The organism is Streptococcus infantis (genome assembly GCF_000960085.1).
Lineage (GTDB): Bacteria > Bacillota > Bacilli > Lactobacillales > Streptococcaceae > Streptococcus > Streptococcus infantis_C.
Genome location: NZ_JYGT01000007.1, coordinates 35359 through 55546, shown reverse-complemented (window position 1 = coordinate 55546; position 20188 = coordinate 35359). Strand labels below are relative to the sequence as shown.

The 20188-nt window shown below is 38.0% G+C and carries 20 protein-coding genes and 1 tRNA gene; 13 read left to right on the top strand and 8 right to left on the bottom strand.

What is annotated here, in order from left to right:
* Positions 1 to 28: 28 nt before the first annotated feature.
* From TZ94_RS02995 to TZ94_RS02945, 11 genes are all read left to right on the top strand, one after another.
* The gene (locus tag TZ94_RS02995; protein ID WP_045613978.1) at positions 29 to 685 is read left to right on the top strand and encodes a response regulator transcription factor; all 657 of its coding nucleotides are present in this window, start codon (positions 29 to 31) and stop codon (positions 683 to 685) included.
* Complete coding sequence (gene vncS / locus TZ94_RS02990) at positions 682 to 1992, top strand: sensor histidine kinase VncS (protein WP_045613976.1); 1311 nt, start codon at positions 682 to 684, stop codon at positions 1990 to 1992. Before TZ94_RS02995 ends, vncS begins: the two co-directional genes overlap by 4 nt.
* Before the next feature lie 156 nt (positions 1993 to 2148).
* Positions 2149 to 3030: a class II fructose-bisphosphate aldolase gene (locus tag TZ94_RS02985; protein ID WP_033688381.1), complete on the top strand. Its 882-nt coding sequence runs from the start codon at positions 2149 to 2151 to the stop codon at positions 3028 to 3030.
* 132 nt (positions 3031 to 3162) lie between these two features.
* Complete coding sequence (locus tag TZ94_RS02980; RefSeq protein WP_045613972.1) at positions 3163 to 4095, top strand: alpha/beta fold hydrolase; 933 nt, start codon at positions 3163 to 3165, stop codon at positions 4093 to 4095.
* A 50-nt stretch (positions 4096 to 4145) separates the two neighbouring features.
* The gene (locus TZ94_RS02975; RefSeq protein ID WP_045613970.1) at positions 4146 to 4691 is read left to right on the top strand and encodes a histidine phosphatase family protein; all 546 of its coding nucleotides are present in this window, start codon (positions 4146 to 4148) and stop codon (positions 4689 to 4691) included.
* A 315-nt stretch (positions 4692 to 5006) separates the two neighbouring features.
* A complete protein-coding gene (locus TZ94_RS02970; RefSeq protein WP_045613969.1) occupies positions 5007 to 5999 on the top strand; it encodes an ABC transporter ATP-binding protein in 993 nt (330 codons plus the stop codon).
* A 1-nt stretch (position 6000) separates the two neighbouring features.
* Positions 6001 to 6819 (top strand): ABC transporter permease, encoded by an 819-nt coding sequence (locus tag TZ94_RS02965; RefSeq protein WP_045613968.1) that lies wholly within the window; start codon positions 6001 to 6003, stop codon positions 6817 to 6819.
* Between the two features lies 1 nt (position 6820).
* Positions 6821 to 7606, top strand: a complete 786-nt coding sequence (locus TZ94_RS02960; RefSeq protein WP_045613967.1) for an ABC transporter permease — start codon at positions 6821 to 6823, stop codon at positions 7604 to 7606.
* Positions 7607 to 7644: 38 nt separating this feature from the next.
* Positions 7645 to 8106, top strand: a complete 462-nt coding sequence (locus TZ94_RS02955; RefSeq protein ID WP_045613965.1) for a GNAT family N-acetyltransferase — start codon at positions 7645 to 7647, stop codon at positions 8104 to 8106.
* Positions 8107 to 8153: 47 nt separating this feature from the next.
* Positions 8154 to 8226: transfer RNA gene (locus TZ94_RS02950), tRNA-Thr, on the top strand.
* Positions 8227 to 8401: 175 nt separating this feature from the next.
* Positions 8402 to 8716, top strand: coding sequence for a hypothetical protein (locus tag TZ94_RS02945; protein WP_045613963.1), 315 nt, complete (start codon positions 8402 to 8404; stop codon positions 8714 to 8716).
* A 161-nt stretch (positions 8717 to 8877) separates the two neighbouring features.
* On the opposite strand, the gene TZ94_RS10000 is transcribed toward TZ94_RS02945, so the two are convergent.
* The 3 genes from TZ94_RS10000 to TZ94_RS02930 all read right to left on the bottom strand — a co-directional run bounded on the left by TZ94_RS10000 (position 8878) and on the right by TZ94_RS02930 (position 12754).
* Positions 8878 to 9639, bottom strand: a complete 762-nt coding sequence (locus TZ94_RS10000; RefSeq protein WP_045613961.1) for a hypothetical protein — start codon at positions 9637 to 9639, stop codon at positions 8878 to 8880.
* Positions 9640 to 10607: 968 nt separating this feature from the next.
* Complete coding sequence (locus TZ94_RS02935; protein WP_045613960.1) at positions 10608 to 12278, bottom strand: N-acetylmuramoyl-L-alanine amidase; 1671 nt, start codon at positions 12276 to 12278, stop codon at positions 10608 to 10610.
* 116 nt (positions 12279 to 12394) lie between these two features.
* Complete coding sequence (locus TZ94_RS02930) at positions 12395 to 12754, bottom strand: DUF3397 domain-containing protein (protein ID WP_045613958.1); 360 nt, start codon at positions 12752 to 12754, stop codon at positions 12395 to 12397.
* A 245-nt stretch (positions 12755 to 12999) separates the two neighbouring features.
* Here TZ94_RS02930 and TZ94_RS02925 point away from each other — a divergent pair, with 245 nt between their 5' ends.
* Positions 13000 to 14250: a dicarboxylate/amino acid:cation symporter gene (locus TZ94_RS02925; protein ID WP_045613956.1), complete on the top strand. Its 1251-nt coding sequence runs from the start codon at positions 13000 to 13002 to the stop codon at positions 14248 to 14250.
* Between the two features lie 13 nt (positions 14251 to 14263).
* A complete protein-coding gene (locus tag TZ94_RS02920) occupies positions 14264 to 15205 on the top strand; it encodes an ATP-grasp domain-containing protein (protein WP_045613954.1) in 942 nt (313 codons plus the stop codon).
* 227 nt (positions 15206 to 15432) lie between these two features.
* Here TZ94_RS02920 and TZ94_RS02915 read toward each other — a convergent pair whose 3' ends face one another.
* The 5 genes from TZ94_RS02915 to TZ94_RS02895 are packed head-to-tail and all read right to left on the bottom strand — an operon-like array spanning position 15433 to position 20135.
* Positions 15433 to 16296 carry a YihY/virulence factor BrkB family protein gene (locus TZ94_RS02915; RefSeq protein WP_045613953.1) on the bottom strand — a complete coding sequence of 288 codons (864 nt, stop codon included), beginning with the start codon at positions 16294 to 16296 and terminating at the stop codon, positions 15433 to 15435.
* Between the two features lie 37 nt (positions 16297 to 16333).
* Complete coding sequence (locus TZ94_RS02910; protein WP_045613952.1) at positions 16334 to 18388, bottom strand: cation:proton antiporter; 2055 nt, start codon at positions 18386 to 18388, stop codon at positions 16334 to 16336.
* A gap of 11 nt (positions 18389 to 18399) precedes the next feature.
* Positions 18400 to 18654 carry a hypothetical protein gene (locus TZ94_RS02905; RefSeq protein ID WP_006150587.1) on the bottom strand — a complete coding sequence of 85 codons (255 nt, stop codon included), beginning with the start codon at positions 18652 to 18654 and terminating at the stop codon, positions 18400 to 18402.
* The gene (locus TZ94_RS02900; protein ID WP_045613950.1) at positions 18647 to 19204 is read right to left on the bottom strand and encodes a tRNA (mnm(5)s(2)U34)-methyltransferase; all 558 of its coding nucleotides are present in this window, start codon (positions 19202 to 19204) and stop codon (positions 18647 to 18649) included. Before TZ94_RS02900 ends, TZ94_RS02905 begins: the two co-directional genes overlap by 8 nt.
* Complete coding sequence (locus TZ94_RS02895; protein ID WP_045613947.1) at positions 19188 to 20135, bottom strand: TIGR01212 family radical SAM protein; 948 nt, start codon at positions 20133 to 20135, stop codon at positions 19188 to 19190. The genes TZ94_RS02900 and TZ94_RS02895 overlap by 17 nt, the downstream gene beginning before the upstream one ends.
* Between the last annotated feature and the right edge of the window lie 53 nt (positions 20136 to 20188).

The window sequence follows — 20188 nt, the reverse complement described above, 5'->3', positions numbered from 1 at the left end:
GTAGCATTTTTGATAGAAAAGGATTTATATGAAAATTCTAATTGTAGAAGATGAAGACATGATCCGCGAGGGAATTAGTGACTATTTGACGGATTGTGGCTATGAAACCATTCAGGCAGCAGATGGCCTTGAGGCCTTAGAACAATTTTCCAATCACCAAGTTGCTCTGATTCTCCTAGATATTCAAATGCCTAAACTCAATGGTTTAGAGGTTTTGTCAGAAATCCGTAAAAGCAGCCAAGTTCCAGTCTTGATGTTGACAGCCTTTCAGGACGAAGAATATAAGATGAGTGCCTTTGCTGCATTAGCAGATGGTTATTTGGAAAAGCCTTTTTCTCTATCTTTGTTAAAAGTACGAGTGGATGCCATCTTTAAACGTTATTATGATGTAAGTCGTATTTTTACCTATAGGGACACCGAGGTAGACTTTGACAGCTATAGCGCTAAAGTAGCAGGTCAAGAAGTTGCAGTGAATGCAAAAGAACTAGAAATTTTAGACTATCTAGTTAGAAATGAAGGTCGAGCCTTAACACGGTCGCAGATTATCGATGCTGTATGGAAGATGACAGATGAGATTCCTTTTGACAGAGTGATCGATGTCTATATCAAGGAACTACGGAAAAAATTGGATTTAGACTGTATTCTTACCGTGCGCAATGTTGGTTATAAATTGGAGAGAAAATGAGACGTTCAGGTTTATTTAAAAAGATTTTTATCTATACCTTCTCGGTATTTTCTACCCTAGTCATTTGTTTGCATTTGGCCATCTATTTTCTCTTTCCTCCGACCTATCTCAGTCACCGTCAGGAGAGCATCGGGCAAAAGGCTACAGAAATTGCTCAAACTCTCCAAGGAAAGGACAGTCAAACTATTCAGGAAGTCCTTGAACTTTATTCTAAAAGCAGTGATATTAAGGGAGCTGTTAAGGGAGAGATGACTCAGGATAAGTTGGAAGTCAATGATAATCTTCCCATTGATAAACAACGACAAACGGCCTCCTTGGTTATTGAGGAAAGAGAAGTTCAAACTAAGAATGGTCAGACGATGACCTTACAGTTTTTAGCTTCTATGGATTTGCAGAAAGAAGCAGAAGATATCAGTCTTCAATTTCTGCCTTATACTTTATTAGCGTCTTTCATCATTTCGCTCCTCATCGCCTTTATCTATGCTAGAACTATTGTTGCTCCTATTTTGGAAATCAAACGAGTGACTCGACGGATGATGGATTTGGATGCAGAAGTTAGGTTGCGCGTGGATTCTAAGGATGAAATTGGCGATCTCAAAGAACAAATCAATAGCCTTTATCAGCATCTCTTGACGGTGATTGCAGATTTGCATGAGAAGAACGAGGCCATCCTCCAACTAGAAAAAATGAAGGTTGAGTTTTTGCGAGGTGCTTCCCACGAACTGAAAACGCCTCTAGCAAGTCTAAAGATTCTTCTGGAGAATATGCAAGCCAATATCGGACGCTATAAAGATCGTGACCATTATCTGGGAGTTTCTTTGGGGATTGTGGATGATTTGACTCACCACGTTCAGCAAATCTTATCCCTTTCTTCAGTGCAGGAGTTGCGAGATAAGAAGGAAGTAATCAACCTTCTTGAAATGACAGATCTTCTATTGAAGGACTATGACTTGTTAGCCAAAGAGAGAAAAATCACTGTAGAAAATCAACTCACTGACCAACAAACTTATCTAAATCCTTCGGTACTCAAGCTAATTCTTTCCAATCTTATCAGTAATGCTGTGAAACACTCTGTTCAAGGTGGTTATCTGAAAATTGGAGCAAAAGATAGTTGGATGTTTATAGAGAACGCCTGTATACCTGAGGAGCAAGATAAGTTTGAACAATCCTTCACGTCCTCTAGTCGACAAAGTAAGGGAGCTGGCTTGGGACTATTCGTAGTTAAAAGTTTATTAGAAAACGAAGAAATTGACTATCGATTTGAAAGACATGATGATCACTTGGTATTTTACATGAACCTGCCTTAGAACAAGGAGTAGACCAAGTGGGAAAAGGTTTACATATTTGAAAATAGAAGAAATTCAATCGAAACCACGGGAAAAACTAGCTTTTTTTGTGAAAAAGTGATAAAATGAACAATGTAAATGGGATGTCCCATAAAAATATACAGGAGGCCTGATAAAATGGCAATCGTTTCAGCAGAAAAATTTGTCCAAGCAGCTCGTGACAACGGTTATGCAGTTGGTGGATTTAACACAAACAACCTTGAGTGGACTCAAGCTATCTTGCGTGCAGCAGAAGCTAAAAAAGCTCCAGTTTTGATCCAAACTTCAATGGGTGCTGCTAAATACATGGGTGGTTACAAAGTTGCTCGCAACTTGATCGCTAACCTTGTAGAATCAATGGGTATCACTGTACCAGTAGCTATCCACCTTGACCACGGTCACTACGAAGATGCACTTGAGTGTATCGAAGTTGGTTACACTTCAATCATGTTTGACGGTTCACACCTTCCAGTTGAAGAAAACCTTAAATTGGCTAAAGACGTAGTTGAAAAAGCACACGCTAAAGGTATCTCAGTAGAAGCTGAAGTTGGTACTATCGGTGGTGAAGAAGACGGAATCATCGGTAAAGGTGAATTGGCTCCAATCGAAGATGCTAAAGCAATGGTTGCAACTGGTATTGACTTCTTGGCAGCTGGTATCGGTAACATCCACGGTCCTTACCCAGCAAACTGGGAAGGTCTTGACCTTGACCACTTGCAAAAATTGACAGAAGCTCTTCCAGGCTTCCCAATCGTATTGCACGGTGGATCAGGTATTCCTGATGAGCAAATCCAAGCAGCTATCAAACTTGGTGTTGCTAAAGTTAACGTTAACACTGAATGCCAAATCGCATTTGCTAACGCAACTCGTAAATTTGCTCGTGACTACGAAGCAAACGAAGCAGAATACGACAAGAAGAAACTCTTTGACCCACGTAAATTCTTGGCTGACGGTGTCAAAGCTATCCAAGCATCAGTTGAAGAACGTATCGACGTATTCGGTTCAGAAGGTAAAGCTTAATCTAGCTGAACCATACAAAATGAAACCTGCCCCTGAGGGTGGGTTTTTTGTGTTTCTGGATATATACAGATTATACAGAAAAAGTCTTAAACTTAAGTTGCTAAAAGAGTCTAATTTTTGTACAATAATGCTATGAAAATACAGAAAAAATGGTGTATAGGGCTTCTTAGTTTCCTTATCTTGTTTTTAGTAGGGACATTTATCTTTCATCGTATCAGCTTAGAAAAGGAACAAGCCTCTCTAACTCCTATGGGCAAAACTGTTCTCGTTAATGGGCACAAAATCAATGTTTACGTTGAAGGGGATGGTCCAGAGACAATAGTAGTTCTATCAGGTGCTGGAATTGCTTCCCCAATCTTGGACTTTAAGAATGTTTCGGATTCCTTATCAAAAAAATATAAGGTAGTCATCGTGGAGCGGGCTGGCTATGGTTATAGCGAGGATAGTAATCAATCCAGAGATGTGATGGAAGTTTTGTCTGAGACACGTCAAGCTCTATCACAAGCAAATGTAACAGGTCCTTTTGTCATTCTGTCTCATTCCATGGCTAGTCTCGAAAGTCTGGCTTGGCAGGAAAAGTATCCTGATGAGGTGAAAGCCTTGGTTGGTCTGGATTGGGCGTTACCAGCTAGTTATGAGGATTTAAAGGATAATCAGGCCTTGCTTACTGTGGCTTATTGGAGCAGTAAGATTGGCTTATTACGCTTTTTCCCTGAGTCCTTTTATATAAAAAATCCAACTCTGACTGAAACTGAACGACAACAATATAAATTACTAGCATATAAGCAGTTAATGTCACAAGCCATGCTTCATGAATCCCGTTTGGTAAAGGAAAATGCCAAGAAAGTTCCCTCTAGCATCAATCCGAAAATTCCCACCTTATTACTAGTTTCTAACGGTGAAGGCACGACCTTTAGCCAATCAGAATGGCAGCATTATGCAGAGAAATTTTCTAGTGACCAGTCTAATGTTCAAGTCATCTATATGGATGCGCCTCACGAACTTTATCATTATCAAAGTCATGAAATAGTTTCTCGAATTGAAGAATTTTTAGAGAATAATTGAGCGCTTAAAAATCCATTGAGACTGATGATAATAATTGAAAGGAATGACTTATGAATAATTCTTATATTTTACTTAGACATGCTCATTCAAGATTTTCAAGTGATGATTTTAATAGAACTTTGTCAGAAAAAGGATTTTCATCTCTTGATCAGTTAGAGTTTTTGAATTCTTTTAATATTGATTATTATTTTTCTAGTCCTTATAAACGAGCATTTGAAACAATTAATAGCTCGCCAATTCAATTTGATAAAATAGTTCTTGATAATCGGTTACGAGAGCGAAAATTATCTTCAACCTTTATAAAAGATTCTGAGTTTGAAGACAGTATTAAATATTTATGGCAAAATCCCAGTGAATCTCTTTCAGAAGGGGAATCAAATCAAGATGCACTAGCTAGAGTACTAAATTTTTTAATGGAATTGGAAGAGAGATACTCAGAAAAAACGATTTTACTTAGTTCACACGGGAATTTGATAGGAATACTACTACATCATTTTGATTCCAGTTTTGATTATGAAAAATGGGAGCAGATGACCTTTCCAGATTGTTTTCTAATTGATAGAAATGGGATTGTGAAAAGAATTATGAAAGATTAGTTCTTTGATTAAATAGTGATTCATATTGATCAAAATAGTTTGCCTTTTTACAATTCGTAACCTGCCCCTAATGGCAGGTTTTTTGGTGTTTTAAGGAAACTATTAAACCAGAATTTCTGACTCAAAAGCATTATTTTAAGAGAGAAATATCTAATTTCATAATCTATAAGCAAACGCTTGCATTCTTTTTTTTATTGGACTATAATAGGTTGGTATAAATCCTTCTGTAATAATATTGAGAAGGTGTAGAAAGTAAGGATTTAGAATATTTGTAGTCAAAAATACAATGTTGTTTCTTACGATAAGGAGATAGATATGGCAATGATAGAAGTGCAACATCTTCAGAAAAATTTTGTGAAGACAGTAAAGGAGCCAGGATTGAAGGGAGCTTTGCGCTCCTTTATTCATCCTGAAAAGCAGACCTTTGAAGCGGTCAAAGATTTGACCTTTGAGGTGCCCAAGGGGCAGATTTTAGGATTTATCGGAGCAAATGGTGCTGGGAAGTCGACCACCATCAAAATGTTGACAGGAATTTTGAAACCGACATCTGGTTTTTGTCGGATTAACGGCAAGATTCCACAGGACAATCGCCAAGATTATGTCAAGGATATTGGAGTCGTTTTCGGACAACGTACCCAGCTATGGTGGGATTTGGCACTGCAAGAGACTTATACGGTCTTAAAAGAAATTTACGATGTACCAGACTCGCTCTTCCATAAACGCATGGACTTTTTGAATGAAGTTTTGGATTTGAAGGAATTTATCAAGGATCCTGTGCGGACTCTTTCACTAGGTCAACGAATGCGGGCGGATATTGCAGCTTCCTTGCTTCACAATCCCAAAGTTCTCTTTTTAGATGAACCGACAATTGGTTTGGATGTGTCGGTCAAGGATAACATTCGCCGGGCTATTACTCAAATCAATCAAGAGGAAGAAACAACTATTCTCTTGACCACTCACGATCTGAGTGACATTGAGCAACTCTGTGATCGGATTTTTATGATTGACAAGGGTCAGGAGATTTTTGATGGGACGGTGAGCCAGCTCAAGGATACCTTTGGAAAGATGAAGACTCTTTCCTTTGAACTGCTACCAGGTCAAAGTCATCTCCTTTCTCACTATGAAGGCTTGCCTGACATGACCATTGATAGACAAGGAAATAGTCTCAACATTGAATTCGATAGTTCTCGCTACCAGTCAGCTGATATTATCAAGCAAACCCTGTCTGATTTTGAAATCCGTGATTTGAAGATGGTAGATACGGATATTGAAGATATTATCCGTCGCTTCTATCGAAAGGAGCTCTAAGATGGTCAAATTGTGGAGACGTTATAAACCCTTTATCAATGCAGGGATTCAGGAGTTGATTACCTATCGAGTAAACTTTCTTCTTTATCGGATTGGCGATGTCATGGGGGCTTTTGTGGCCTTTTATCTCTGGAAGGCTGTCTTTGATTCCTCGCAAGAGCCTTTGATTCAGGGCTTCAGTATGGCGGATATCACCCTCTATATCATCATGAGTTTTGTGACTAATTTATTAACTGAGTCAGATAGCTCCTTTATGATCGGTGATGAGGTAAAAGATGGCTCTATTATCATGCGCTTATTAAGACCAGTCCATTTTGCGGCCTCTTATCTTTTCACCGAGCTTGGTTCCAAGTGGTTGATTTTTATCTCTGTTGGACTGCCATTTTTAAGTGTCATTGTTTTGATGAAAATCTTATCTGGACAAGGTATTGTAGAAGTACTAGGATTAACGATACTTTATCTCTTTAGCTTAGCACTGGCATACCTGATTAACTTTTTCTTTAATATCTGTTTTGGATTTTCAGCCTTTATATTTAAAAATCTATGGGGTTCTCAAGTATTCAAAGCTTCACTAGTATCCTTTATGTCAGGAAGTTTGATTCCCTTGGCTTTCTTTCCAAAGGTCATTTCAGATATTCTGTCCTTCTTACCTTTCTCATCCTTGATTTACACTCCAGTCATGATTATTGTTGGGAAATACGATGCTAGTCAGATTCTTCAAGCACTTTTGCTTCAGCTTTTCTGGCTTATAGTGATGGTGGGCTTGTCTCAGTTGATTTGGAAACGAGTCCAGTCATTTATCACCATTCAAGGAGGATAGTATGAAAAAATATCAACGCATGCATCTGATTTTTATCAGACAGTACATCAAGCAAATCATGGAATACAAGGTAGATTTTGTGGTTGGTGTGTTGGGAGTCTTTCTGACTCAAGGCCTGAACCTCTTGTTTCTCAATGTCATCTTTCAACATATTCCCTCGCTAGAAGGTTGGACTTTTCAAGAAATTGCCTTTATCTATGGTTTTTCCTTGATTCCTAAGGGATTGGACCATCTCTTTTTTGACAATCTCTGGGCTTTAGGTCAACGACTAGTTCGAAAAGGGGAGTTTGACAAGTATCTGACTCGTCCTATCAATCCTCTCTTTCACATCCTCGTTGAGACCTTTCAGATTGATGCCTTGGGTGAACTTTTGGTCGGTGGAATTTTACTAGCGACAACGGCGACTAGCATTGCTTGGACTCTTCCAAAATTCCTGATTTTTCTAGTTTGTATTCCTTTTGCGACCTTGATTTATACTTCCTTGAAAATTGCAACAGCCAGTATCGCTTTTTGGACCAAGCAGTCAGGTGCCATGATTTACATTTTCTATATGTTTAATGATTTTGCCAAGTACCCGATTTCCATTTACAATTCGCTCCTTCGTTGGTTAATTAGCTTTATTGTACCCTTCGCCTTTACGGCCTACTATCCTGCCAGCTATTTCTTGCAGGACAAGGATGTCTTCTTTAATATTGGTGGTTTGATTCTGATTTCTCTTATCTTCTTTTGCATCTCTCTGAAACTCTGGGATAGGGGATTAGACGCATACGAAAGTGCGGGTTCCTAATAGCTAAACTAAGACTAAAATCAAGAAAGGATTTTGTGATGCTTGTTATTAAAGAAGTTAAGGATGAAGAGCAAAAAATGGCAGTTGTCGCCGAGGTTTTAAAGGATTTGCCAGAATGGTTTGGAATACCAGAAAGCACGCAAGCCTACATCGAAAGAGCCAAGGACTTGCAAGTGTGGGCCGCCTATCAGGAGGGTGATTTGCTTGGCTTTGTAAGCTTGTCCTATTCTAGTGAAGATTGTGCAGAGATTGATTGTCTCGGTGTAAAAAAAGCTTATCAAGGTAGAGGAATTGGGAGTCAATTGCTTGCTACTTTAGAAAGTGAAGCACGCAAAAACGTTGATTATTTACAAGTGAAAACAGTAGCAGAAGGCTCTAATAAAGATTATGACCGAACAAATGTCTTTTATCGCAGTCTTGGCTTTAAAAAATTAGAGATTTTTCCACAACTTTGGGGGCCTCAAAATCCTTGTCAGATTTTGATTAAAAAGATGGGTTAAGAATCCCTTGACATCCTTCCTTATAGTGCTATACTATAAGTGGAATCGCCGATTTAGCTCAGTTGGTAGAGCACCGCACTCGTAACGCGAAGGTCACAGGTTCGATCCCTGCAATCGGCAGTGTGAAAGAAGTCCTCTTGGACTTCTTTTTTTCTTTTAATAAGATTTTGACCACATAGTCTATCATGACTACCACATAGGCAAAAGCTATTGTATGCGATTTTTATTTCTGTTATAGTAGTAACTGTCAAGGGGAGATAAAGCTTCCTAACAAAATAGAAAATGAGGTAATATCATGAAAAAAGTATTAGGTATCGGATTTTTAGTCGTTGCAGCAGCAGTCTTATTTTTTGGTTTAGTTGGATGGCCAAGTTTGGATGTTAACATCTGGGCACTCTTTCCAGTAGGTCTATTTCTATTTTTCATTCTTGAAAATCTAGTCAAGAAAGATTATAAGGCCAGTCTCATGTGCTTGATTATTGCTTTTATCATTGCGAATGCTATTCTTGATATTTTGCCACTTTCAAGTGGGTTGGTAATCGGTGCTGGTGTTCTGGCTTGTGTGGGGATTGGTTTCCTCGTTCCAGACAAAAATATTAAAGCAAGGTAATTTAACCTGAATATGAAAAAATAATATCACTAAAGTAAAAGCCAAAATTATGAAAAAGTTGAACATTTTTCAAAAAAAGAAAAAGGAGAAAACCAACTTGGTTTTCTCCTATATTTATTTAACTTATTTAAAAGTTAAATAAAATTGATAAATTCCTTAGATTATTTTGAAAAACCTGCACCAAAGCGAGTGTTATCTCCAAGTTCACGAGTTGAATCATTCAAAGGTTTACCATCTGTTCCTTCAATTGGAGCAGATGTATTATAAGTTTCAGCACCTGATACACTGTAAGCATCTTTATATTGTGGTGAAACAGCATAACCAAAACGGTTGTTGTGGTTGTTAGCAGCATTTGCTTCAGTAACAATTTCTGTAGTTGGACGTGTTACACCTGGAATTGCTTTTGGATCTGGCTTAGCTGGAGTAGCTGGAGTAGCTGGCTTAGCTGGCTTAGCTGGAGTAGCTGGCTTAGCTGGAGTAGCTGGAGTAGCTGGCTTAGCTGGAGTAGCTGGCTTAGCTGGAGTAGCTGGCTTAGCTGGAGTAGCTGGAGTAGCTGGCTTAGCTGGAGTAGCTGGAGTAGCTGGAGTAGCTGGAGTAGTTGATTTAGTAGCGTTAAAACCTGCACCAAAGCGAGTGTTGTGTCCAAACTCACGAGTTGAATCATTCAAAGGTTTACCGTCTGTTCCTGGATATGGCTTAGCTGGATAAGTCTTAGCACCTGCAAAATTAATAGCTTTTTCTTTTCTTAATGGAGAAATAGCATAACCAAAACGGTTGTTGTGGTTATTCTTAGCATTTGCTACTGTAACTGTCCCAGCAGTTGAAGCAGTTACTCCTGGGATAGAAGGAACTTCAGTAGCTGCGTAAGAAACGCTAGCAATCGCTGATAATCCCAACACACTTGTTAATAAAACTTTTTTCATTGTTTTATCTCCTCTTTAATTTTTCATTATATTTCTAAGGCGAACCTTATTATTTTAATTGTACCATATATGTATATATTGTCAAGTATTTTATATTTTAAAAAATTAAAAAACTAGAAATACATTAGGTAAGGAACAAAAAGAAAGGGGCAAAGTATTTCGGAGAGATAGAGACAATTAAAAAAACGGCATAAAAGAGTTCAACTAGATTCTTTCTTGAACTACTCGTTTTACTAGAATATCTTACCATTATAAATTTGACCAACTAGGTAAATAAGACAAAGATAAAGAGTTTAATCTGAAATTTTAGCTATATTACAGTATTTAAGGTAATTTTTACTATTGTCAAGTTACTCTATAAATAACGTGATATTTTTGTAGGTTGTCAAACATAAAACGATTAACATCTTGTATTTAACGTAAATAGAAGTGTGCTTCATAAAAATAAGGAATTATCAAAAATTCCGATTAGTATTTTCATTAGCATATAGAAATTATATTCTGTAATATCACTAATTTTAGATGATTTCAGTTGTGAAATTGTTATATACATTATCACTCGATCACTTAACTTAGAACAAGTGAAAGTTATGTCAGAATAGGCCTTAACATAGAAACACTACAAGAACATTATTTTCAATTGCGACCTAGACTGGTAATAACACCATGATTCTTGTGAACAGTGCTTAGAGAGTTAGGAAACTAAACCATCTATCTCTCAAAGAAGTAATGAGGCAGACAATGGTATGATGCAATCTTTCTGTGGCATATTGAAATCTAAGATGTTTTATGGTTATAAGAAGGCATTTAAGCTATTTAGACAATTGTAAACTATATGAATTATTACATCAATAAATAAATTAAGATAAAATAAAAGGACTTAGTCCTATACAATATAAAACTTAATCCTTTATTTAAATTATTGATCTAACTTTTTTGGGGCAGTACAATTTCTCGAGACTTTTTCTTTATTGACCTGCGTAATATTTTTGAATACCTTTGACAATCCCTGCTACCAATCTATTTTGATAAGCATCACTGCGGACTTGTTGATTTTCATTGAAATTGTCAATATATCCCAATTCCAATAGAACGGCTGGTTTGTCAGTTTCTCGAAGGACCGCAAAACTACTTTGTAGGAGTCCTGCATCCTTGGCACCAGTTTCAGCTAGGAGTGAAGAGTGGATATCAGCAGCAAGGCGATTGCTTTCACTGATACGGTCTGGATGGTTATGCCAGTATGGATTGATCTTAGAAGGATAACCTGCAGCTTCTTCATAAGAATAAGTTTGAATTCCAGAACGATTGGAAACAGGACTTCCACTGGCGTTAAAATGAATACTGATAAAGATATCTGAGTCAGTATTATTAACCATTTTTGAACGCTCGGTGACAAAGTCGACAAAAACATCACTATCTCTTGAAGAAAGAACAGTATAGCCGAGACCTTCAAGCTCCTTGCGTAGTTTTTGGTAAACTTGCATATTTAGTTCTTTCTCAGTGATGTTATAATAAGATGCACCGGGGTCTTTACCGCCGTGTCCTGGATCTAGGAAGATGATATTGTTATATTTACCCTTTTTAAAACCACGACTTACAGAAGTTTCACCAATCCATTTCCCATTGCTTTGGAATTGATGAGTTTGTCCATCGATCTTATGGGTCCCTGTAACATAGACTCCATTTTCATCTACATAGTAGCGAGCTTTATAGTAGCTGTCGTCAATCCATTCGCTCTTAGCCATGTAGCCACCAGCTTTAAGGTAGTAAGATCCAATCCATTCACGCGCTGCGTATACACCACCTGACTTCAAATAAAACCAACTATTGTAGTTTTTATCGAAAATCCATTCTTTTTCCGCCATGGCCCCGCTAGCTTTTAGGTAGTAGCTACCTTGCCATTGGTTGCTTGCCATGATGGCATCTTTGTTAAAGTAGTACCAGGTACCACCAATTTTATCCCACTTATTTTTGATTAATTTACCAGAAGCAAGGGCATAGTACCATTGTCCATCTTGTTTTACCCAAGAATTCTCAGCCATGGCGCCACTATTGGTAAAGAGATAACCGTCAAAAATGGTGTTGCTGAGCATGACTCCGTCTTGATCAAAATAGTACCAGACATCACCGATTTTATCCCATTTTTGTTGAGAAATTTTTCCATAAGCGTTAGCGTAATACCATTTATCTTGGAGTTTACTCCAACCAGAATCGACCATAGCCCCGCTACTAGTCAGGATATATCCGTCAAAAATAGTATCGCTTAGCATGATGCCATCTTTGTTGAAGTAGTACCATTTTCCTTGAATTTTTTTCCAGTTAAGAACAGGGGCATTGTTTTCATAGAAACGCCAGTGGTTTTCCTCTAATACCCAACCTTCTTTTTTGACTTCTGGAGCCTTGTCTTTCTCTTTCTTAGCTGGAGTTTCACTTGGATTTGTTGTAGAAGTTGTTGGTACGCTTGAACTTGCTTCAGTAGAAGGAACTGCTTCCTTCGTTTCAACCTTGTTAGCTGTTGTAGGCTGTTGCGTTGTTTCTGCTGAAGTAGTTTGTACGTTACTTTCTTCAGCTAAAGCTGGGTTTGTTGCAAATCCTAGATAAGTAAGCGTGATGGCGCTTGCCAAGAGTGTTTTTTTCACTTTTTTTATCTCCTATTTTTTTTTTAATAATCTCTTTTTAAAAATGTCATTAGAAAAGCACCTCATATAGAACCTTGAGTCGCCAACTATTGAGGTGCTGGCAAAATTTATAGTAGTTATTTCATCATGAAAATTTGAACAATCATGATGATGTAGATGAGCAATGTAAGTAGAAATCCAGCTCTCCAAAAGAATTTAAGGAATTTTGGATAATAAAAACTACGTTTTTTTCTCAAAAAGAAAAAGGTTAGAACGATAGCGAGCAAAGATAACGCTGTTCCCAAAATGGGAAGTTGATTGTGTGTAAAAACCTTAGCACTGATATAATAATATTCAAAAATCAGAAAAGGGAAAGCCAAATCAGCAGCATTGATACCTCTTTTCTTTAACTTAAAAAGTCTGCTTAGAATAATCGACAGAGCCAAGGTTAGTACCAAAAGCAAGACGGAAGAGAGTTTCATTAAAATCATAACAATATTGTATCATAAAATTTTGAGAATAGAAAAGTAAATTCCTTGATTTATCAATGTTTAATCAAAAAGTCATTAGTAAGAAACAGATTTTATACTTCCTTCTTGTTTAAAATAAATCGTGTATTTGATATGATGATAGTTTGAGTCTTCATTATAAATCTTTTTTATGGTGACCATAGAAAAAATATATTAGTCAGAGGAGAAGAATAGTAGTAGAATGAGTAGCAAATAAAACAAAGGAGTTTCTTATGAAATTAGTTACGTTATGGTCAAAACTCTCACTAGGCATTCAATTATTGGTGGCTTTGGTCTTAGGTGTTATCGCTGCGGTCATCTGGCCACAATTTGCAGGCTTTTATCAATTTTTAGGTCAAGCCTTTATTAAATTAATCAATATGGTTATCATTCCGCTAATCTTCCCAACCATCGTTGTTGCAGTAGCTGGAGTTATCGGAAAAAAATCTTTTGGAAAAATCTTGACCAAGAGTTTGGTTTACTTTTTTGCCATAACAACTGCCATTACGCTCTTGTTTGTTTTCTCTAGTTACTATTTGGGATTTGGACAAGGTGTGAACATTGGTCAAACTGGTGGGAACCTTGATGGGATTGCGAACAATGTCAAGTTCAGTGAATTTTTGCTTGGTTTTATTCCATCAAATATCGTCAAATCTCTTTCAGAAGGTGCTCTTTTGCCAATTATCGTGTTTGCTATCTTTCTTGGTTATGGAATTGGGAATCTTAAATCTGAGAAATCTCAGAAAATTATCGAAGGTTTCCAAATCTGGATTGAAGCCATCTACAAAATTGTTGCAGTGATTGTTAAACTATCACCGATTGGGATTTTTGGATTTATCGCCAAAGATGTTGCAACGACAGGAGTTGATAAATTGATTGGACTTGGTCAATTTGTAATCGGAACTTACTTAGCTTATGCTGTATTGGTTCTTCTTATTTTCCCTTTGATTGCTGTATTCTTTAAAGTACCGTATTTGTCAGCCTTTCGTGAAAATTGGAGTCTCTTGACACTGGCTTTTGTTACTGGTAGTTCTAGTGTTGTCTTGCCTTCACTTCTTAAAGATTTGAAAAAACAGGGGCATGACGAGCATACAATTGATTTAGTTGTTCCTTTAGGATATACTTTTAACTTAGAGGGAGCAGCGGTTTACTTCTCAGTAGCGACGATTTTTATTGCTCATGCCTACGGAATTCAATTTTCATTATCAAGTCTCTTGTTTACTGTTTTGCTTTTGACTTTGATTGGAAAAACTGCGGCAACCGTACCATCAGGTGCTATCGTGGTTCTACTAGCTGCAGCACCTCAATTGGGCTTGCCAGTTGAAGGAGTAGCCTTGATTTTTGCAGTTGATTTCTTTGTCAATGCCGGCCGTACTATGATCAATGTTTTGGGTCAAATCTTAACAGTCAGCGTTATCGAAAAAACAGAAGGATATATTTTAGAAGAGGAAAAGGAAAGCCAATTATCAGTCAGCTTTTCTTAAGGAGATATGAGTAATGAGTGAAGCAAAAGTTTATGTAATTCATGAGAATCTTGAATGGACCCAGCATTTGGTCAAATGGTTGGAAGAATTAGAAGTTCCATATGAACTGTGGGATTTGTCTAGTGGAATTTTGGATCTGCAAAGTCCACCGCCACAGGGTATCTTCTACAATCGTATGTCTGCATCCTCTCACACTAGGGGACATCGCTACGCACCAGAATTTACAGAGCAGGTGATTACTTGGTTAGAAGCACACGGACGCAAGGTTGTGAATGGAACAGGCGCTATCAACCTAGAAATCAGTAAAGTCAAACAATATTTGAAGTTAAACGAGTCAGGTATTGAAACGCCTGCGACAGTTGCAGTTTTGGGCCAAGAAAATATCATTGAAGCAGCCAGAAAATTGAACATCTATCCATTGATTACCAAACACAATCGAGCAGGTAAGGGATTAGGCGTTCAACTCTTCCAAAATGAAGAGGAGCTTGAAGCTTACGTCAATAGTCCCCTCTTTGAACCATCAGTGGACGGGATTACCTTGTTACAAGCTTACATCAAGCCAAGTGATGGACGTATCCGTCGTTCAGAGTTTATCAATCAAAAATTCCTCTATACTGTTTCGATCGATTCTTCAGATGGATTCCAACTGTGCCCAGCAGATGGTTGCCAAATCGGCAAGAGACCAGAGCAACTAGAAACGTCTGAAAAATTCCAGATTACAGAACCTCTACCAGATGACCGAAGAGAAGCTTATGAGAATTTCTTGAAAAATGCTCAGATTGAAGTTGCGGCGATCGAATGGGTTCAATCAGAGAGTGGAGACATTTATGTCTATGATGTAAATACCAACACCAACTACAATCCTACCGCAGAAAAAAATGCCAATATTTTTGCTCACCAACATTTGGCTCACTATCTAAAAACAGAATTGCAAGCCATCACTAGTGGACAATAAAGTAGGACATTCAAAAATCCCCCAGTATCAAATGACTGGGGGATTAATTTGTTTATACTCTTCGAAAATCTCTTCAAACCACATCAGCTTCCATCTGCAACCTCAAAATAGTATTTTGAGCTGCCTTCGTTAGTTCTATCCACAACCTCAAAATGGTGTTTTGAGCAACCTGTTGCTCGCTTCCTAGTTTGCTCTTTGATTTTCATTAAGTATTAATCGATAAAAAATTATTGATTTGCTTTAAAGTCTGGATCCTTCAAACTTTGAACACTGGCATTGATGACAGCACCGATAATTAATATCTTTGCAATGATAATGAACCAGAACATCATGACGACGACGACAATCGAACTGAAAAATCTAACGTCAACGAGATAATTGACATAATTGTTGAAATAAGCTGCAAAGATGTTTAATAAAGCAATCGTCGTAACTAGTACAAAGAGACTTCCAGGTATGACGTAGCGAATCTTACTTACTTTAACATTTGGTAGGAAATAATAGAGCATGATTACGATTGCAAAAAGGAAGGCATAAATCAGCGGTCCTGTAAAATCTTGTAGATATGAAAACAGAGCACTCTCAGATTTCCAGTAGTTTTTAAGCAAATCCAATAGCATATGGCCAAACATACTAAGGAATAATGCAAGCGCAAAGAGAATTTGAAGTCCAAAGCTAACTAAGAGGCTCATCATCTGATGTGAGATAATTCCTCTATTTTTTGCGATTCCATAGGCTTTATTAAAAGCCTTTTGAAGAAAATTCATGGATTTGGAGAAAGTCCAAAGAGCTGATAAGATAGCAAAACTCAGTAAACCTGTCGATGGTTGAGTCAGAACTTCTCTGACAATCTTTGCAACAACTTCATAGATTGTATCTGGTAAAAATTCCTTGATGGTTAATAGAAAGTTTGAGATGGGAATTTGAAAGTAGGGTAAGATATTGACCACTATCATGAGTAAAGGGAAGATTGAAATCAACCAATAGTAGGCAACAGCAACGCTGGTTAGCTCGCTATCAGAGGCTTGATAGTAGTGTAAAAAAGCTTTTAATAATGGTCTATCGTTCAGCTGTTTCCACAACTTTTTCATTTCACAAACCTCCAGTTTTTCTTGTTTTGTATAGACTTTAATTTCTTCGAACTAATTCCATCATATCGTAAGGTAAGGTATTAGCAGATTCTTTTAAGGAATAGGTTTCTAAATTATTGACATTTTGGCGTAGCTTTTTGGCATACTGAGCTGAGATGAGTTTTTGAGCTTCGTATTCAAAGATACACTTACGTTCAAGGTAGTAACCTCTAAGCATTTCAGCGATGTTATTGGGTTTGATACGATTGATAACCCGTTCCACAAAGGCGCCACTCGTAATATGACTGGTTTCACGGAGACGAGATTCCTGCATGAAGCTGATCAGAGAACTTTTATAAATCCCTTTAAGGTTTTCCAAACTTTCGATGATGATTTCAGTGTTGGCTAGGTAGAGTTCAGCAATCTGGTCATAGTCAATGGCCAGAAGTCTTTGGGTTTCTTTGTTCTTCAAGGAACGAAGGGTTTTGCCAAATGTAAGCAACTCGTGTAGGAGAAAACGTATAATCCGAATAGAAACAAGGAAGTAGTAGGTTATTCGAGAAGCGAAGTTTCGTTTAATATTTTTCTCCATGCTTTTCAGATAACGTTGGTAGACACGATATCCTCTTTCGCCGATTTTGCCTTCTTCATAGGCTTGCTCCAAACCATCGCTCTCGATACTGAGAATCAGTAGTTTGAGAGCTTCCCAGTCTTCCTGGATTTCCTTGTTCTCCTGACTGAGGATGAGATTTTCAATACGTCCATGATAATTGTCAATAGCCGCATAGAGTGGAACCTTGTTTTTTGTGTTCTCTAAATCCTTCTCTAACTCCATGGCGACATCATTTAAGATAGCGATGTGCATGAGCTGATCCTTAGATGGTTCTTTCTCTTCGGAAAGGTGTGGAAGTACCAGTAATCCCGTAAGGAAACTGACAAGTGTTACACCAGCTACGAGGAAGAGAAGAAGAGGATATTCTTGTTCTAGATTAGACGGTATCAAAAGGATAGTGGCAATGGATACAGTTCCCTTGACGCCAGAAAAGGTAAGGAGAAGCATATCTTTGACATACTTATCTAAGCTTTTATGAAGTTTCTTAATCCGAAAAGCGTAAAAGCCGTAGATCATCACAAAGCGGATGGCAAAGAGTAGGAAGGTCAAGAGAAAAACGCTGACTAAGAGAAGCACTTTGTTGTAAAATGCACTCTTAAGAATTGGTTCAGCAATCATTTCCAGTTCCATCCCAAGAATGACAAAGACAGAACCATTGAGCATGAAGGTTACAGTGTGCCAGACAGTCTCGGTAACAGTATCAACCTGGGCTTCAAGCAAGTTGATTTTTTTGAAACGACTGGCTTTCAAAATCCCAGCGACTACAACGGCGATAATACCTGAGACATGAATCTCTTCAGCTATGAAAAATGTCAAGAGGGGCAAACTGAGTTCTAGCAAGAGCTCGCTTGCGATATCTGTTGCGCGGACACTAAGTAAAAAGGTATGGAGGAAGCGATTGATTAGGGCTGTTATAAAGCCGACTGCAAAACCTCCAACAATGGAAATAGCTAATGAAGTTCCGGCTTGGGTGAGCGAAAATGTTCCTGTTGTCCAAGCGATGAGAGCCACACGAAAGGCTACTAGACCAGAAGCATCATTAAGAAGACCTTCCCCTTTTAAGATATTAGAAACCCGTTTTGGAAAGGAAAAACGTTGAGAAAGGGAAGCGAAGGCAACTAGGTCTGTAGGCCCTAAGGCAGCACCAACTGCTACACAGGCTGCTAATGGTAGGCTAGCCCAAAGGACATGAGCGAGTCCACCCATGCTCAGAGCTGATATAAAGATAACTGGGAAAATCAAGTAGAGAACGATTCTCCAGTGCTTTAAGATAGAGGTTACATCTGCTTCTTGAGCTTCACGAAAGAGTAGTGGGCCAATGACTAAAGCCAGAAACAACTCAGTATCTAAGTGATATTGGTTGTTAGGTAAGCAAAGCCCAATTCCAATCCCTAACAAAATTTGAATCAGGGGCATGGGTAAAAAGGGAAGAAGTTTATTGGTCGTGCTAGAAACAATAAGAACTAGTAAAAATACTAAGAGATAAAAAAGTAAATTCATCTTCTACCTCCTTATTTTTGTTTGCGACAAGCTTCAAAAAGTTCCTTTTGTTCTTGGATTTTTTGATCAATCTTAGAGCAGTCCTTATGCTCGATTTTCTTTTGACAACGCTCCATTTCAAGTGTAATCATTTTTTTCTTGATTTTTAGCATCTTTTTGCTCATATGAGCTTCATCTAACATACCAACTGCCCGTTCATGTTGGGTTGATTCAACAAATTTGTGGCGAAGTCCTTCTATTTTATCTCGTAGGTATTGTTTATCCATGGCGATACCTTTCTAATTTTTCAATCATAACTAAAAATGGTGGATTGTTGACTTGGTTGAGGGTACGATAGATTGTAGCAGTGTATTCTTGTTGTGGCAACTGACTGACAAAATCTAAGACAGCATCCCGTTCTATATCTCCGCCTTCATGCCCGTAATAAATCATGATGGCTATTCGTCCGCCTTTAACGAGCATCTGACAGAGTTTTTCAAGTGCCTCAATGGTTGTGTGAGGTTTAGTAATAATAGACTTATCGGCAGAAGGAAGATAACCTAGATTAAAGATGGCTGCCTTCACCTCAGTTACAAACTGATCTACGGTTTCATGACCTTGGAGAAGTAATTCAACATTGGTCAAACCGGCTTCTTGTAGACGTTGACTTGTTTTTTGAAGAGCTTGTTCTTGTATATCAAAAGCGTAGACTTGTTTAGCTAATTTAGCAAGAAAAAGTGTATCATGTCCATTTCCCATTGTTGCATCTACAACAACATCATCTTTTGTGATGACTTGGGCAAGAAAATCATGCGCCAATTCAAGTGGTCTTTTCATTCATAAACTCCTGTTTTACAGCCTTGCATCCTTGGACACTACCTCGACGTCTCATTTCAGCTTCAATGCTGTTTAGAACTTCCCATTTGTTGAGACTCCACATAGGACCAATCAGCATGTCTCTAGGTGCATCTCCTGTTATGCGATGGATAACAATATGTTTTGGAATAATTTCTAGTTGGTCACAGATAACCTTGACATATTCATCCTGACTCATGAGCTGCAAACGACCTTCGTGATAATCTCGCTGCATCCGAGTATTCGTCATAAGGTGAAGTAGGTGTAGTTTAATCCCTTGGATATCATTATCAGTCACACAACGACGAACATTTTCCACCATCATGTCATGAGTTTCACCTGGTAAACCATTAATCAAATGAGCTACAATTTCAATCTTGGGATATTTTCTCAAGCGCTTAACCGTTTCCACGTAGAGTTCATAGGAGTGGGCACGGTTAATCAATTCAGAAGTTTCCTCATAGGTTGTTTGTAAGCCTAGTTCTACAGTAACATGCATTCGTTCTGACAGATCTGCCAAGTATTCGATAGTCTCATCAGGCAGGCAATCTGGTCGTGTACCGATATTGATTCCAACAACACCAGGTTCATTAATAGCCTGTTCATAGCGTTCACGAATCACTTCGAGCTTTTCATGAGTATTAGTAAAGTTTTGGAAATAGACTAGATATTTTTTTACATCTGGCCATTTACGGTGCATAAAGTCAATTTCCTTATAAAATTGCTCGCGAATAGGAGCATCAGGAGCAACGATTGCATCTCCAGAACCAGAAACAGTACAAAAAGTACAGCCTCCATGTGCTACAGTTCCATCTCGATTGGGACAATCAAAGCCAGCATCAATAGGGACTTTAAAAGTCTTTTCTCCAAATAAATTTCGATAGTAATCATTCAAGGTATTATAGGATTTCATAGCTAATATTATATCAAAAAAGACCTGCAAACTCAAAGTCAGCAAATAAGTGA